The following is a 15,320-nucleotide window of genomic DNA, read 5'->3' on the forward strand; positions in this document are numbered from 1 at the left end:
TTAAGAAGCGCCGGAGCTGTACGTGCAAGCCGGACCTATTTCAGGACATAGAACGCGTCGATGCTGACGGTATGGCCGGCGGACCGGGCGTTCTTCCCGCCCGTGTTGACGACTTTGACGTCATGGTTTCCGGCAGACAGGACGGCCGATTCGAATACCGGCACCTGATATTGGAGCTTCTCGCCGTACAGATCGACCGGCGCCTCGTTCGCTTTCGCGCCGTCGATATAAATATCGACCATCCCCCGGTTCGGCCCGGTTTGGGACAGCAGCGTGACCTTCGTCCCCAAGAAAGCCAGCCTCGCGGCATTGCCGGCCGCGTCGGAGTATTTGGCGCTGCCGCCGGAATTCTTCGCGGACAGCTGCATGGCCCAAACGCCAACGTAGCTCACGAACGGGTTCATGTCCTGGTAAATTTTCAGGCTTTCGCCGCCCGCCGGCTTCGTCACGACGACGGCGTCGACGTTCGTGCCGTACCCGCCGGACTTCTCGTTCTTCGCATGCGCGTTGACGATTCGCAGCGTGTGGGGGCCGTAAGGCAGCGCGCCCGTGTCGAAGACCGGCACCTGGTATCGCGTCGCTTCGCCGTACAGATCGACCGTCTTCGCCGTTTCGGGCCGATCGTCGACCATTATCGTGACCTTGCCGCTGTTCGGCGTCGTCGCGGCTTTCAGCGCCGCGCTCGTGCCGGTGAACGAAAATACCGCGTACGCGCCCGCGCTATCGGTCGCTTGCGCGCGGCCGCCGGAGTAGCCGGCATTCGTCTGCAGCGACCACAGCCCGGCGTATCGGAACGCGTTGTCCGACTCTTCCGCGACGGACGTATACGCGCCGCCGCCGTCGCCGACGACGAACGCGTCGACGTTGATCGCGTGCACGGTCCGCTTCGCGGCCGGATCCGACTTGCCCGTCCAGGCCACTTCGATCGTATGGTAGCCGTACGGCAGCGATTGTTGGTAGACCGTTTGCTTCGCTTGCGGCGTCTTGCCGTACAAGGAAGGCGAAGCGGTCTTGACGCCGTCCACGAACACGTCCGCGATGCCCATCGTATCGTCCTTGAGCGCCGTCAGCTCGATCCGGCTGCCGGTAAACGCGAAGGTCGCGCGGCCTGCGGAATCGACGGCCTTGAGCGTGCCGCCGGAATAACCGCCATCCGCTTTCTCGGCCCACGGGCCGTCGAACGCAACCGCATCGGCGTTATCCTCGTACGTGCCCGCCGTATGGGCGGGATCCGCGTTCATGCCGAGCGTGTAGGCGCCGGAGCTGCCGACGAAGAAGACGCCTACGTAATAGTAGCCGGTCCGGTCGGCTTGATAAGCGATCGCTGCCGGCTCGCCGGCCGCCATGGACGATCCGAGCACCTTGTCCTGCGCGTCCCAGTCGGCGACCGACTTCAGGTCGGGATTGTAGAGCGTCAGCATGAAATTCGAGCCGGCGTCTCCCGTCAGCGACAGGTTCAGCTTATCGCCGGCGTTCAAATGGACATAGTAAACGTCCTGCATATCGCCGGAAGGCTGATCGAGCGAATCCGTCTGCAGCGGCTTGAGCGGCTTGCCGGGTACGTCGTCGTCGCTGACGGCCCGGAACGCGTCGACCATTCGGCCGTTGTTCATGTAGCCCTGCGCGTCTTCGTTCCACAGCGTTTCGAGATGCTTGCCGGCAAGGAGGACGCGTTCTTTGACCGCCTTCGCGTCGAGCGCCGGATCCTGGCTGAGCACGAGCGCGGCGGCGCCGGACGCATAAGCCGGCGCCAGATACGCGCCGAAATCGTAATCGTAATCGTCCATCGCGGCCGTCAAATTCATGCGCGTGACGGATTCGTCGTTGGACGCGTAGTCCGCGAAGACGACCGTCGCAATATCGTAGCGCTGCCCATCGTAGATCGTGCCGGGCTGCCCTTCGGCCGCTCTCCAGCGGCTGATGTCGCTGGTGCCGCGGTAGAAGTCGTAGCGGACGAAGTCCAGATGCAGCACGTTCTTCACGAAATCGCTCGTCTCGATATTGGTGAGCGCCCCGACGCCCGACAGCATCAAGCGGCCTCCGCCGTTCAAGTACGACGTCAAATTCGCCTGGTCCGCGCCGCGCAGCACCGTCGTCGGCCGTCCGTCCGGCGAGGAGCCGAACCCGTACCCGGTGAACCAAACGACGATGTCGTAGTGGGCCATCGTCTCGAGGGAAGGACCGTCCGCGCCCGGCTGGACCTTGACGATGTCGTAGTCGGCGCCCGCCGCATCGAGATGGCTTTCGTACTCCCAGAGCACGCTGAGATCGCTTTGCTCGGGAACCTCTTCGTCGTCGACCAGCAGGATCGACGAGGCGCCGCCGTCTGGCTTGCCCAAGTACGTCAACGCGCGGTCGAAGCCTTCCCGGTGGTTCTCGATCGACGAGGCGTCGCCCGTCCACATGCCTTCGAAGCCCATTTCGTTGTAAATCGCTTTGTACGTGCCGTTGTCGATCTCCGCCCCGATGCCCGGATCGCGGGTCGGAAGGGTCGTGAGAATCTTGGAGCTCGGCGCCGCGATGTCGACCGATTTCATGCCGTAAACGTTATAAAAATTGCCGTCCATGCCGAGACCGGCAACCGACAGGATGTTGTCGCTGTCGTACGCTGCCGGATATTCCGGGAAGTCGTCCTTGTTCAAATTCACGTAATCCTCGCCCGCGCTCGCGACGAACAGCATGTCGGAGGCGTCGATCGCATCCTTGAGCGCGTTGCTGTACGTTTCGGTCGACCAGCTGATGTTCGCGATTTTCGCGCCCATCCGTTCGGCGTAGTCGATCGCGCGCAGGGCGTCCGATACGTAACCGCCGTCGTAGCCCATGACCTTGAGCGGCATGTACCGGATGTTCGGCGCGACGCCGGAGATGCCGGCGGAATTATCGTCCTTCGCCGCAAGGACGCCGGCGATCTGCGTGCCGTAAAAGTCATCGTCGTAGATGCTGTAGGGCTGGTTGTTATTGCCGTAGAAGTTCCAGCCGTAATAATCGTCGATGAATCCGTCGCCGTCGTCGTCGACGCCGTTGCCGGGGATTTCGTTCGCGTTCCGCCAAGCGTTCGCGGCTAAATCCGGATGATTGACGTCCACGCCCGTATCCAGAATCGCGACGATCGTATCCTGCGAGCCTTTGGCGATGCCCCACGCCTCGGGCGCGTCGACGTCGACGTCGTAGTTGCCGTACGAACCGTCGATGCTCTGACCTTCGTTGTGCAAGCCCCATTGGGATGGGAACAGCGGATCGTTCGGATAGGACGGGGCGGCGGCGGAGACGGCAGCCTCCGAAGCCGCCTTCGGCAACGCCGACGCCGAGTCCGGGGATGAAGACGGCGCAACAAGAGGGTCGGCGCTCGGGGCGCTCGGGCCGAGCGCGGAACCGGCGGCGTTTCCGCCAGGCGCGGCGCCGTTTGGCTTCGGCTTCAAGGACATATGCTTGCGAATCTTCACGTCCGGCTCGGCGTAGAGCACGTCCGGGTTCGCATTGAGGCTCGCGACGACGCTGCCGGCATCCGCGCCGGGCGCCAGGTCCAGCACCTCCATGCCGAACCTCGACAGAGGCTCGAACCGCGCCGCCGCGGATGCCGCGCGGACGCGGGCACGATCGGCATGATCCTTGTATTTCACGATGACGCGCTGTTCGGAGGACGCCTGCGGCTGAACGCCGATGACCGGGGGGCCGCCCGGAAGAACGGGTGCCGCGGATCGCGGAACCGCGGCCGGATCCGCGTCCGCGGACAGTGCGGAAGGAAACAATCCGAGCGCTATGGAAGCGGATAGGAACATCGCGAAAGAACGTTTCGCTGCTTTTCTTTTCAAGTGTTTCGCTCCTTCTGTCATGCTTTCATGACTGAATTGTCGTCGGTTGAAAATGACGGGGTTCCGATGATCGGCGATCCTGCCGATTGGCTGCACGGCGAAGGCGTTGACGATGCGGATAAGCGATGGTGCGCGACGCGCGAGCCGTGCGGCGGTACATTCCGCCGGGGATCGATGACCGGACGGGGGAAGAGGTCCAAGCCGATGGATCGGCAAGAGCGCCGCGCAAGCAAGGGAATACCGAGTTCGCCAAGCTGTGCCGGTAGGCCGGATGAAAAACCAAGCCTAGCGATAGATGGATCGCTAGAATGCTAGAATCGAAGACAATGCGACAAAATTCGCGATGCTTGGATACGCTAGCGACGAAGATTCGCCGCATCGCTTACTATCTAGTAAATAAGGAGCAAACGAACGGCTAAAGCCTCACGCGCAACCGCGCAGGCCAAAGACGAATCATACGCCGGAATCGGGAATGCGACCACCTCTTTAGTCTCGGATCTACGTGCCTTCGGTCCCGCTCGAGCGATCGACCTCCCCCGAAGTTCACAGGACTTTGCAGCATTGAATCGAATTGTGTCAGATTTTCTGACAGAAAAGACTCCAAAATCTGAGAAAATTATATATTTATCCATTTAAGAGAGTCAATAAATTTATTTTTTTAAACACCTGTGAAAAAACGCTGGATAAACCCAACGGATGTGTTATATTAAATTACAAATGTTGACCTGTCCGTAAAAGTTAGACCCGCGCTTGCACGGCTTGCATGGCCCGGCACGCGATGGAGCCAAGGCACAAAAAAAGACCGCCTTTCGGGGCGGCCGGTCGCTTGAGTGCGGCATATCGCCGCTATGATCTTGTTAAAATCCGGCAAATGCCGTCCATGATGTCCGGGCCGGGGTCCTCTCCCAGCACGCGCCGATATTGCAGCGAGCCTTTGATGGCAGCCAATACGGCAAGGGCAACCGCGCGCGAATCGGTCCCGAGACCGGATGCTCCGTCGGCAATGATGCCCTGCATAACGCTCAGTTCCAGACGGCTGATCGCTTGAAGCTTCATCCTCATGCTGTCGGGCAGCAGCTCGAAATCGGCCTGCAGCGATGAGATCGGGCAGATGACGTCGTCCGCGAGCTCCTCCATTTGCAGCTTGCTGAACCGGGCCAGCTTCTCCTCGACCGGTTCTTGCGAGATCGCCATGCGCGCCGAAAACGCGAGCAACCTTTGATAAAGCCGTTCCAGCACGGCAAGCCCCAGATCCTCCTTTTTTTCAAAATGATAGTGGATGCTGGCTTTCGTGACGCCGAAATGCTTGGCAAGGTCGTCGTAACTGAAAGCGGCGTAGCCTTTTTGCTGAATAAGCGATTCCGTGAACCGGATGATTTGTAATTTTCGGGTTTCCATCCCCTTAGTATGGCAAATCGAGCTGCCGAGCGTCAAGGTTCCAGCAATTGTAAACACTTGCCATTTATGAACGTTGAAATCGCCAACTCGGAAGAAGGGACTGTCCCTCAAGCCTCGCGGCTTCGGGGCAGTCCCTTTTCCCATGCCCGCCGCCGCTTCCGTCAACGAAGCCCGCGATGCATCGCGTCGATCAGCCGGCCCGTTTCGTCGCAGCCGTATTCCCAGAACATGATGCCGGCCAAGCCGTTCGCGATTACGTAGTCGCACTTGCAGGCGATCGATTGCTCGTCGTCGTACGAGATCAGGCTGCTTCCGTCGAACAGATACGGCGCGCAAGCCTGCCCGTCCCAATGGCGGACGTAGCCGTTCTTGCCGATGTAATCCGCGGCCAGCGCCGTGAAGTCGGGGCCGTAGCCGCCGGTGCCCGCGGCCATCTGATGCAGCCCGTTCGCCCGGTCGGGGACGCCGCCCCAGACGCGGGAATAGAAGGCCGCGCCAATCACCAGCTTCTCCTTCGGCACGCCCGCCTCCGCGAACAGCCGCACCGACGCATCCGCGCTGCTGCGGAACAAATCCCCGTCCGGCGTATACAGATTGGTATGATGCCCGGTCGAAATTTGGAAGCCGCCGCGCATGTCGTAGGTCATCAGCTGGATGAAATCCAGCGCCCGCTGCGCGTCGCGCATCTCCGTCCCGTCCACGTAATACGCATCGGCTCCCGCGGCGATCGTAAGCAGGTACCGCTTACCGTCCTCCGCGCCCTTCAAATCCAGCGCTTCCCTGATTGCCCGAAGCAAAAGCGTGAAATTTCCCTTGTCGGCCGGACTCGAGGCGATACCCGCTATGCCGTAGCACGGATATTCCCAGTCGAGATCGATGCCGTCGAAGGGATGCTCCGCCAGCGCGCGCACCGCCGAAGCGGCCATGCTCGCCCGGCCCGACTCCGTCGACGCGGCTTCCGAGAACCCGCCCGCTCCCCAGCCGCCGACGGACAGCAGAAGGCGAAGCTTCGGATAATCCCGTTTCAGCTCGTGCAGCCGGTCCAAATGCTTCAAATGCTCCGTCCGAATCTCGTCCTCGCGCACGTGGCCGAAGGCGACGTTCAGGTGGGTCAGCTTCGCCAAGTCTTCCGGCCGCAGCGACGGAAGCTTCCCGTCCACAACGTAGCCAGCCTTGATGTACGGTTGCCCGGTCATGCGTTCTCACCTCCGTTTGACATGGCGAAGGATGCGATGGCGTTCAAGAGCCGCAGCGCTTCCTTCCCGGTCCCGATCCGATAACCCGAGGACGCGTAACGCACGCGCAGCCGTTCGTCGACCACGAAGAGATGCGGGTAACCCGCTTCGCGGGAAGGCCGCGGGCTCACGCCCGCCCAGTCAGCCGGCCCGGCGTCCCGTACGACCGCCGCGTAGGCCGGCAGATCCGGGTACGCGGCGGCGTCGAACGCCGCGGCCGGCTCGGCGCCGCCGGCGGCGAGCACGATCGGCGCGCCAAGCGCCGCGTACGGCGCGGCCAGCTCGCCGAGCTCGCGCAGCAGATGCTTCGTCGGCTCGCGCTCCGGCTCTAGCCAGGCGACAAGCGCTCCCTTGCGGCCGGCCAGCTCGCCGAGCTTCCGAATCGTTCCGTCCGCGAGCGCGAACGGATGATCGGCCGGAAGCGCGCCCAAGACGGGAAGCGCCTCCGCCGCCCTGCGGTAGGACAGCGTCACGGCCGTCTCTTCGCCCGCCCGCACCGCGAAGTACGACAACCGCGCTTTCACGGCGCCGTCCTTCATGCGCACGCCCGTCGTCAGCCGGTACGCGCCCGCCTCCGCCTCGAACGGCGCATCGTAGACGCCGGGGGCGCCGAGCGGATCGAGCAGCGTGACGTACGCGCCGTTCGCGAGCCGGGCGACCGTGAAGTTCTCGGCGTAGGCCGCTTCCGGCGCGTCGGGCGCCGCGGCGGCATCCCGCAGCAGGCGCACCGTTCCGCGGCCGCTTGCCGCCGCTTCGGATGACGGCGTTCCCCCGCGCGCGGCTTGGGCATCCGCCTCTCCGCCGCATGCCTTATCGCGGTTCGCGCCGTCCCCGATTTCCCCGTCGCCGTTCGCCGCTTCTTCGGCCGCCCCGTCCGTCCCGTCGCCGTACAGCGCATCCGTCCAACGCCCATTCGTCCAATACTGCGGCTTCTGCTCGCTCGGATGGAGCCGGGCGGGAATGCCGAGCGCGCGGCACAGCGCCGCGAACAGAATATCCCGGCTGACCCGGTCGCCGCGCATCAGCCGGAGGCTGCCGGCCGGATTGCCCCGTCCTTGCAGGTTCGGCACGTCCGCCTCCCATAAGCCGAAGCGCTCGCCCAGCCAGCGCGCCAGCGCGGCCGGCGCCGCCCGGAACGCGGCGGCTTCCTCGTCGCCGAAGGCTCCGGCGAACAGGCTGCGGTACGGCACGATCATCTCGTGCAGCACGCGGGGACAGAGGATATAGCGGACGAAGACGTCTTCCGGAAACGCCTCGCGGTACGGCATCGCGCCGAGCAGATGATCCGCGAGCGATGGCGAGAACGTATCCGTCAAATCCTTCTCGTTCAAGCTCTCGAGCAGCCGAAGCGGCCACTCGCCGTGTGCCGCGGCCTGCTCGCGGAGGAACGCCGCGATCTCCCGGGCGTTGCCCCGCGCCTTGCGGAGCGCGTCTCCGACCCGCTCCGCCGGCAGCCCGGCCGCCGCGGCCAGCTCCGCCGCTTCGGCTTCGCCCGCGAACGACGCCTCGTACGCGGCGCGAAGCCGCGTTCCCTCCTCGAGGCGGCGGCGATGCCGCTCGGCCGCTTCTTCGGGCAGCGGCGCCGGCGCTTCGCCCGCGAGCTCGGGCGGCGGCGTCAAGTCGGCGTCGACCGGGCCGGCAGGCTGCTCCCGGCGGCCGAGCACGAGCTCGACGCGGCCGTCGCCGGCGGAAGCGAATGCTTCGCCCCACAGCTCGCCCTTCGCCGCCCGAACGAGCAAATCGCCATAGCCGGTCGTCAAGCGGGCCTCGCCGCGCTCGTCCGTCGGCAGCGCCGCGATCGGGAAGAACTCCGCCATGTTGTATAACTCGAATCTTACTTGCGCGCCGCTCACGGCATCGCCCTGCCCGTCCTTCGCGGCGACCGTCAGCGTCCGCGTCGGCGCGTAGTTCGGCAGCAGGTTGATTTCCGTATACCACGCGTCGGCCAGCGTCACGTCCTCCGGCCCCGGGTAATCTCCGGCGATGCGGGTATTGACCAGCATCGCCCGGCGCGCGGGCGGGCCGAACCAGCCTTGATCGAGCCGGGCTTCCGGCTCGCACGCCCCGAAATAATGCCACGCTCCGTCGGCCCACGCCTCCACCCACGCGTGGTTGTCGTCGCAATGCGCCCAGCGCGGCGTATACGCCTGCCGGGCGGGAATGCCGATGCTCCGCAGCGCGGCGACGGCCAGCGTCGACTCCTCGCCGCAGCGTCCGCGCGCGTTCCGGATCATTGCGAGCGGCGAGAGCGTCCGCAGGTCGCTGCCGACGTACGTCGCTTTCTCGTGGCACCAATAATTCGTCTCCAGAATCGCGTCCGCCATCGACAGCGCCGACGTGCGGCCGGCCAATTCGGCGTGCAGCGCGCCGCGGGAATCCTCGATGTTCTCCGTGTTGACCCGGTACGGCAGCACGAACGCCAGGAACAGGCGGTCGGGTACCCGCGCGCCCCAAGGCATCCGCCTGCGGATCTCGAGCGTCGTGCGCACGTGGTCCAGAAACAGCTTCCCGTCATAATCGGCCAAATCGATGACCGGCATGTAGGCGTACAGATACTTCAGCGCCCACCGTTCCTCGTCCGTCAGCGCGTCCCGGAACACCCCGAACAGCGCGTCCTCCCGGGCCTGCGCGATCGCCCGCTTCTCCTGGAACTTGCGCTCAATGCTTGCCATGGCCGCGTCGTCCAACGAAAATACGGCGGGCTGCGTCATAGCCATTCAAATCGACTCCTTCCATAATTTGCCGTCCTCGCGAATGCAATAAACCGCGCTCCCGTCCGCGGACGGCGCCGTGATCTGGAACAAGCTGCGCGTCGTCTCGATCGCAGCTTCAATGGCGGTCGCGATCCCCGCCGCCTCCCGATCCGCCGCCAACGCCGCGCCGTTCGGATAAACGCCGTGAACCGCGCGGTAATTGCGCGCCTTGTAATACAGCCGGCGCAGCGCCCACTTGATCCGTTCGTCCGCCGGCGGCGCGAACGAGAACGGCCCGTTCGCGTCCGCGAACACGACGCAGCCCCACAGCTCCGGATAGTGCATGTTGACCAGCCCCATCGGCGACCAGACCCAATTGTCCTCCGGATACGGCCGGCCCGTATCGGGATTCGGCGTCTTGCGGTATTCGCCGTCCCGCACCTCGGCCCGCCACTCGACGCGGGAGAAGTTGACCCGCCAATACTCGCCCGCGATCGGCGGCCGCCCCTCGGAGGCGTATTCCTTCAGGCTGTCCCACGGCATGGCGACCTCGACGGTCCATTTCCGGTTGTCCGCCTCCGGACGGTTCAGCTCGCCATCGATATGCACCGCCGTCTTCAGTCCGGCGATATCCCAGCCGTTCAAGGCCGGTCCCCCGTCGCGGTACGGCTTCGGGAGCAGCAGGTCCCACACCGTGTTCAGGGCGTTGATCTCGAACTCGTAATAGCCGTGCGTGTCGCCGTCCGGATCGATGAAGATTTCGAAATCGTTGTCGTGGAAAATCACCGAGTCGCGCTCCGTCAGCGTCGCCCAAATCTGGTCTTCCTCCAGCTCCGCCGCGAAGTAGAAATAGTCGTCGTCCCACAGCATCTTGGCCCGGGTCCGCTTGGCGGGCTTCGGACGAAGGTCGCCTTCGATGTCGACGAAATCGTCCGTCCAGTCCGCCGCATCCCAGAACGGCTTGTCGACGCGGCCGTCCACGACGAGCGCTCCCGGGGCGCGTTTGCATAGATAGTGCTTGGGGTTATAGTCGATCTTCGGTTCCGGCACTTCGCCGAGTTTCATGTCGATCCCTCCATGCGGGCTATGTTCAAACCGCGGTTTTGTTGCTATCATGTAAACAACTTGGCGCAAGGCCATTCGGCAAGGAGGCAGGCCATAGAAGCATGACCTACTTTAAATCCCGGCTGTTCCTGAACTACATCTGGTCGTATTTGTTCATATTGCTCATCCCGCTCGTATGCCTGACGGTCTTCGTCTACCGCAACGCCGTCGACAACCTCCGCTCCGAAATCGAGCAATCCCGGCTCGCTCAGCTCACCCAGGCCAAAATCATCGTCGACGGCCGGATGAAGGAGCTCGGCGAGATCGCCTCCCGCATCTCCTACGACAAACGGCTGACCGCGTACCGGGTGCACGATCCGATCTACGCCGGCGAAGCCATCGCGGCCTTGGACCAATACAAGGCGACCAGCTCCATCATCGGAGAACTCTACTTGTACTTCCACGGCGACGATCGCATCTACTCCAGCAAAGGCTTGAACGATTACGAGGTGTTCGCCGAGAACGTCCGTTTCAGGCAGTGGGACAAGGATGCCCTGTTCCGGGATTTGAACGGCGTCCGGTACCCGACGATGCGTCCCGCCGACAGCGTCAGCAAGCCGAACGGGCTGCAAGAAACGATGCTCGCCTACCTCAATCCGATCACGCCGAACAATCCGAATCCGCACGGGACGGTCATGTATCTGATCAAGGAATCCGAGCTGACGAGCCTGATCGATTCGACCCTCGGCAATTACAAGGGTTTGACGTACATCCTCGACAACCGGGGCCGCCCGCTGGTGGACAACCGGCAGGGCGAAGCGCTGACGGGCGCCGAGGCGAAATCCCTGTTCGACACGCTCACGCCGGGCATCTCCGCCCGCGACCTGAACGGCAAGGCGCATTCGATCGTCTCCATCCGCTCGGAAACGAACGGCTGGACGTACGTGACCGTCATGCCGAGCGCGCAGTTCTTCAGCAGCGTCCTTCACGTGCGCAGCTTCGTCATCATGCTCTTCGCGATCGTCGTCGCCGCCGGCGCCGCCATCGCGCTGCTGCTGGCCCGGGCGCAGTACCGGCCGATCTCGTCGCTCGTCGCGTTCGCGGCGGCGAAGACAGCGGCTGACCGGCCGGCGGCGAGCGGAGCGCCGGCATCAAGGAACGAGCTGGACCGAATCCGGTCCGCGCTGCAGGACTACAGCTCGCGCATCGACCTGCAAGAGCCGTTCGCGCGCAACCATTTCCTTTCCCTGCTGCTGAAGCACGGCCATGCCCGGAGCCTCGCGCCGGAGCTGCAGGAAGCGTTCGGCCTGTCGTTCGACCGGGCCCGCCACTTCGTCATCGCGGCCGGCTGGGAGGAGAGCGGCGAGCTCGGCAGAGCCGAGCGCCAGGAGATGGCCGAGCTGCTCGCGCAGCTGGAATTCCCGGAGCTGAACGCCGAGGGCTATGGCGTCGAGCTGTCGCAGCTCGATCAATTCGGCCTGATGATCGGCTTCGACCCCGTCGCCGGGACGGAAGAGTTCGAGCAGGTCCGGCGCATCGTCGAAGCCGTGCGAAGCACGATGCTGGAAGCGCTCGACTTCATCCCCGTCGTCGGCGTCGGCACGTGCTACGCCGGTCCCGATCAGCTGAACCAGTCGTTCATCGAAGCCTGCTCGGCGTTCGAGCTGCGGGTCTCGTCCGGCAGCGGCACCGTCACGTATTTCGAGAAGCTCTCTTACCCTTCGGAGCAGGCGGTCTGGATTCCTTCCAACACGCTGATGAAACTCGCCCAAAGCCTGAAGCAGGGCAACGACGACATCGCCGCCCAAATGATCCGGGACGCGTTCCGGAGCCTGCAGGCGTCCGGGCTTTCGGCGCTGCTCACGCGGTGCATGTGCCTCGACGTGTTGAATACGATTCTGAAGACCGCCTCCGAGCTCGGCCATCACCGCCTGCTGCAGGACGTCTCGCCGAACATGCTGTACGGCAAGTCCACGGACGAGCTGGAACGCGGCCTGCTGGACTTGGCGGCCCGATTGTGCCGGCTGGTCGAGCAGAGCAACCGGAAGGAAGAGCAGACGGTCATCGACCGGATCGCCGCGCATCTGGACCTCCGTTATGCCGACGCGAGCCTGAGCCTCGAGGCGGTCGCCTTCGAGTTCGGCATCTCGCCGTCCCACCTCAGCCGGTCCTTCAAGGAGAAAACGGGGCTCAATTTCGTCCAGTACGTGTGGCAGCGGCGGCTGGAGCAGGTCATGCGCGAGCTCGCGACGACGTGCAACCCGCTCAAGGACATTATTCAGAAGGTCGGCTACGTGGACGCGCCGAACTTTATCCGCAAGTTCAAGAAGGAAACCGGCTATACCCCCGGCCAGTACCGGAAGCAGTTCGCCGCCGCGGGCGCGGCGGAAGCGGCCGCGGATCTGGAGGAGGCGTAGACGCCCGCCCGTTATCCGAAGATGCGAACGCCCGGCCGCAGCGGCCGGGCGTGTTTTGCGTCCGCGCGCCGCCGGACGGGGATTATTTCCCCGTGTTCCAGCGGTCGTAGGCGTCTTGATAGAGCTCCGCGATCCGGTCGCCGCCCATCTTCTTGATCTGGGCGATATATTTGTCCCAATTGGAGAGCGGCTCCTGGCCCGTGACGAACTTCGCTTCCATCTGCTGCACGTACGTGTCGAGATCGGACAGCAGCGTCGTCGCTTCCGTCTGCTCGTCGTTCGTCAGGTACACGTTCGGGAACGGCGCCTTGCCGATCGGCTTCAGCTTCGCCGCGTTCTCCTTGTCGATCCAGTCGTCGAACTCGCTCCGCAGCCCCTTCGTCAGCTCGCTCGAGCTCATGCCCGGCGTCAGGATGCCGTAATTCGGGGTCATCTTGCCGCGGTATTCCTCGCGGTCTCCGCCGCCCGGAACCGGCAGCCACTCCTTCTCGTGCGCCGCCTCGTCCTTATACTTCCACAGCGTGTTCTCCGGTCCTTGGCTGAACAGCGTCGCCCCGTCGTAGCCGTACTGGTAGTCGATCCAGCGCATCGTCGCTTCCGGCGCGGGGTTCTTGCTCGTGATCGCGAACGTGCCGTTGGCGGATATGCCCGGGTGCATGCCGTAGACCGGGGAATCCGGCACCTCGCTCTTGACCGGCTGCATCATCGGATTGTCGCCGCTCGCCTCGCCGCCGAGCGTGAAGTACGGGAACCAGTCGTTGAACAGCGCGATCTGGTTGTTCTGGCCCTTCGCCTTCTTTTGCTCGGGCGTCTGGGAGAACGTCTCGTGATCGAGCAGCTCGTCCTTCCACAGGCGGTTCATGAACGTCAGATAGCCCTTATAGCCTTCCTCCTGCGGCGTGTAATGCACCTTGCCCGCCTTGTCCGCGTAGACGGCTTCGTCGTAGATGCCCCAGAAGCCGAGGAAGAACATCCGCAGATCGTCCAGCTTGACCGACGTGAGCGGCACTTCGTCCGGCTTGCCGTTGCCGTTCGGATCCTCGTCCTTGACGCGCTTCAGGAAGGCGTACAGCTCGTCCGTCGTCTTCGGCAGCTCGGTCACGTTCAGCGCCTTCAGGAATTTGCCGTTGTACCACATCGGGCTGCGGTACCAGACCGCGGAGAGGTCGATGTTGGGCAGCGCGTACATATGGCCGTCCGGCGTCGTGAACGATTTGCGGATGTCCGGATGCTCGTCGAAAATCTTTTTCAGGTTCGGCGCGTAGCCTTCGTCGATATACTTCTCCAGCGGAATGAGCACGCCTTGCGAGCCGTACGTGACCTGCTCCGCGGGCTTCAGATCGGCGCCGTAGAACACGTCCGGCAGATCGCCGCTCGCGAACACCAGGTTCTTCTTGGCGGCGAAGCTGTCGATCGGCGCGAGCTGGTAGTCGAACGCGATGCCGGTCAGCTTCTCCATCTCCTGCAGGACGGGCATCTGCTTCCAATCCGCGACGCCCGCGTCCTGCGACATCATCGTGAGCGTCAGCGGCTTGGCGACGATCGGGAAGCCGTCCTTCTTCACGCCCTCCGCGTTCCCTGCGCCGTTCCCGTTCGCCGCGCCGTCGGCAGCGCCGTTCGAGGCTGCGGCGCCGTTCCCGTTCGCCGCGCCGCCCGAATCGGAAGCGGCCCCCTCGTTGTCGTTCGCCGAGCCGCAAGCCGCCAACACGGATGCCGTCAAGGTCAGGCCGACCAGGACGGATGAAGCCTTGCGTAGCTTTTTCATTCGAACATCCCCCTTCAAATTGGTTATGGCCAGATCAACCCTTGATAGAGCCAATCATAACACCCTGCACGAAATACCGCTGTAGAAACGGGTACACCAGAATGACCGGCACGGTCGCCACGATGATGACGGCGTATCGGACCAGGGCCGCGATTTCCGCCTTGCTGTTCAGCGCCGAAGCCGTCGACGCGTCAAGCGCGGCGCCGCCCTGGGCGCTCATCTCCTGCAGCACGAGGATTTGGCGCAGCACGAGCTGCAGCGGATACTTGGCGTTGTCGTTCAAATAGATGAGCGCGGAGAAGTAGCTATTCCAGTTGCCAACTCCGTAGAACAGCGCCATGACCGCGATGATCGGCATCGACAAGGGCAGCACGACGGTCAGGAACAGCCGCCAGTTCGAGGCCCCGTCGATTTGGGCAGCTTCCTGCAGCTCCCGCGGGATGGAGCTTTGGAAGAAAGTGCGGGAGACGATAATGTTCCAAATCGACGCGGCCGACGGCACGACGATCGCCCACATCGTGTCGACCATGCCCAGCCCTTTCACGAGCAGGTAGGTCGGCACGAGGCCGCCGCCGAAAAACATCGTGACCATGAACATCCCGGTAAAGAATTGACGGCCGACGAAATCCTTGCGGCTTAGCGCATAGGCGGCCGGCAGCGTGACCGCCAGGTTGATCGCGGTGCCCACGACCGTATACAGAATCGTGTTGCCGTAGCCGATCCAGATGTTCCGATTCTGGAACACCCGCTCGTACCCGTCGAACGTGAAGCCTTTCGGCCAGAGCCACATGTCGCCGGAAGCGACGAGCTTCGGATCGCTGACGGACGCGCTGACGATGTACGCCACGGGGTAAAGCACGACGAGGAACGCCAGGAAGACATACAAGTAATTGAACGCGAGGAACGCCTTGTCGCGCCCGGTTTCTTTCACGCCCGTTAACATGGGCAACCTCCTC

Annotated in this window: 8 protein-coding genes; 1 reads left to right on the plus strand and 7 read right to left on the minus strand. The window is 63.6% G+C overall.

All coding sequences use genetic code 11. The features are described 5' to 3' along the window. Positions 1-35: 35 nt before the first annotated feature. The 5 genes from BMZ79_RS31460 to BMZ79_RS31480 all read right to left on the minus strand — a co-directional run bounded on the left by BMZ79_RS31460 (position 36) and on the right by BMZ79_RS31480 (position 10,203). On the minus strand, positions 36-3,812 hold the full coding sequence (locus tag BMZ79_RS31460; protein WP_177222452.1) for a S8 family serine peptidase: 3,777 nt from the start codon (positions 3,810-3,812) through the stop codon (positions 36-38). Positions 3,813-4,658: 846 nt separating this feature from the next. Beyond that, positions 4,659-5,375, minus strand: a complete 717-nt coding sequence (locus BMZ79_RS31465) for a TetR/AcrR family transcriptional regulator (RefSeq protein WP_256253282.1) — start codon at positions 5,373-5,375, stop codon at positions 4,659-4,661. After that, on the minus strand, positions 5,372-6,406 hold the full coding sequence (locus BMZ79_RS31470) for a glycoside hydrolase family 18 protein (RefSeq protein ID WP_090648622.1): 1,035 nt from the start codon (positions 6,404-6,406) through the stop codon (positions 5,372-5,374). Before BMZ79_RS31470 ends, BMZ79_RS31465 begins: the two co-directional genes overlap by 4 nt. Next, on the minus strand, positions 6,403-9,162 hold the full coding sequence (locus BMZ79_RS31475) for a transglutaminase-like domain-containing protein (RefSeq protein WP_371263831.1): 2,760 nt from the start codon (positions 9,160-9,162) through the stop codon (positions 6,403-6,405). The genes BMZ79_RS31470 and BMZ79_RS31475 overlap by 4 nt, the downstream gene beginning before the upstream one ends. Next, on the minus strand, positions 9,163-10,203 hold the full coding sequence (locus BMZ79_RS31480) for a carbohydrate-binding family 9-like protein (protein ID WP_090648625.1): 1,041 nt from the start codon (positions 10,201-10,203) through the stop codon (positions 9,163-9,165). It lies immediately after the preceding gene. Positions 10,204-10,304: 101 nt separating this feature from the next. Between BMZ79_RS31480 and BMZ79_RS31485 the strand changes: the two genes are divergently transcribed. Continuing rightward, entirely contained in the window at positions 10,305-12,599 is a 2,295-nt protein-coding gene (locus BMZ79_RS31485) for a helix-turn-helix domain-containing protein (protein ID WP_090648628.1), read from the plus strand. Positions 12,600-12,681: 82 nt separating this feature from the next. On the opposite strand, the gene BMZ79_RS31490 is transcribed toward BMZ79_RS31485, so the two are convergent. Further along, a complete protein-coding gene (locus BMZ79_RS31490) occupies positions 12,682-14,364 on the minus strand; it encodes a type 2 periplasmic-binding domain-containing protein (RefSeq protein WP_090648633.1) in 1,683 nt (560 codons plus the stop codon). Positions 14,365-14,398: 34 nt separating this feature from the next. After that, positions 14,399-15,307, minus strand: a complete 909-nt coding sequence (locus BMZ79_RS31495; RefSeq protein ID WP_090648636.1) for a carbohydrate ABC transporter permease — start codon at positions 15,305-15,307, stop codon at positions 14,399-14,401. Between the last annotated feature and the right edge of the window lie 13 nt (positions 15,308-15,320).

This window comes from Paenibacillus sp. UNC496MF (assembly GCF_900113915.1).
In the GTDB taxonomy this organism is placed as follows: Bacteria; Bacillota; Bacilli; order Paenibacillales; family Paenibacillaceae; genus Paenibacillus_Z; species Paenibacillus_Z artemisiicola.

Bases quoted from the DNA above. Each gene is read 5' to 3' on its own strand.
- BMZ79_RS31475 (WP_371263831.1), bottom strand. From the start codon at position 9,162: ATGGCTATGACGCAGCCCGCCGTATTTTCGTTGGACGACGCGGCCATG.
- BMZ79_RS31480 (WP_090648625.1), bottom strand. From the start codon at position 10,203: ATGAAACTCGGCGAAGTGCCGGAACCGAAGATCGACTATAACCCCAAG.
- BMZ79_RS31495 (WP_090648636.1), bottom strand. From the start codon at position 15,307: ATGTTAACGGGCGTGAAAGAAACCGGGCGCGACAAGGCGTTCCTCGCG.
- BMZ79_RS31470 (WP_090648622.1), bottom strand. From the start codon at position 6,406: ATGACCGGGCAACCGTACATCAAGGCTGGCTACGTTGTGGACGGGAAG.
- BMZ79_RS31490 (WP_090648633.1), bottom strand. From the start codon at position 14,364: ATGAAAAAGCTACGCAAGGCTTCATCCGTCCTGGTCGGCCTGACCTTG.
- BMZ79_RS31485 (WP_090648628.1), top strand. From the start codon at position 10,305: ATGACCTACTTTAAATCCCGGCTGTTCCTGAACTACATCTGGTCGTAT.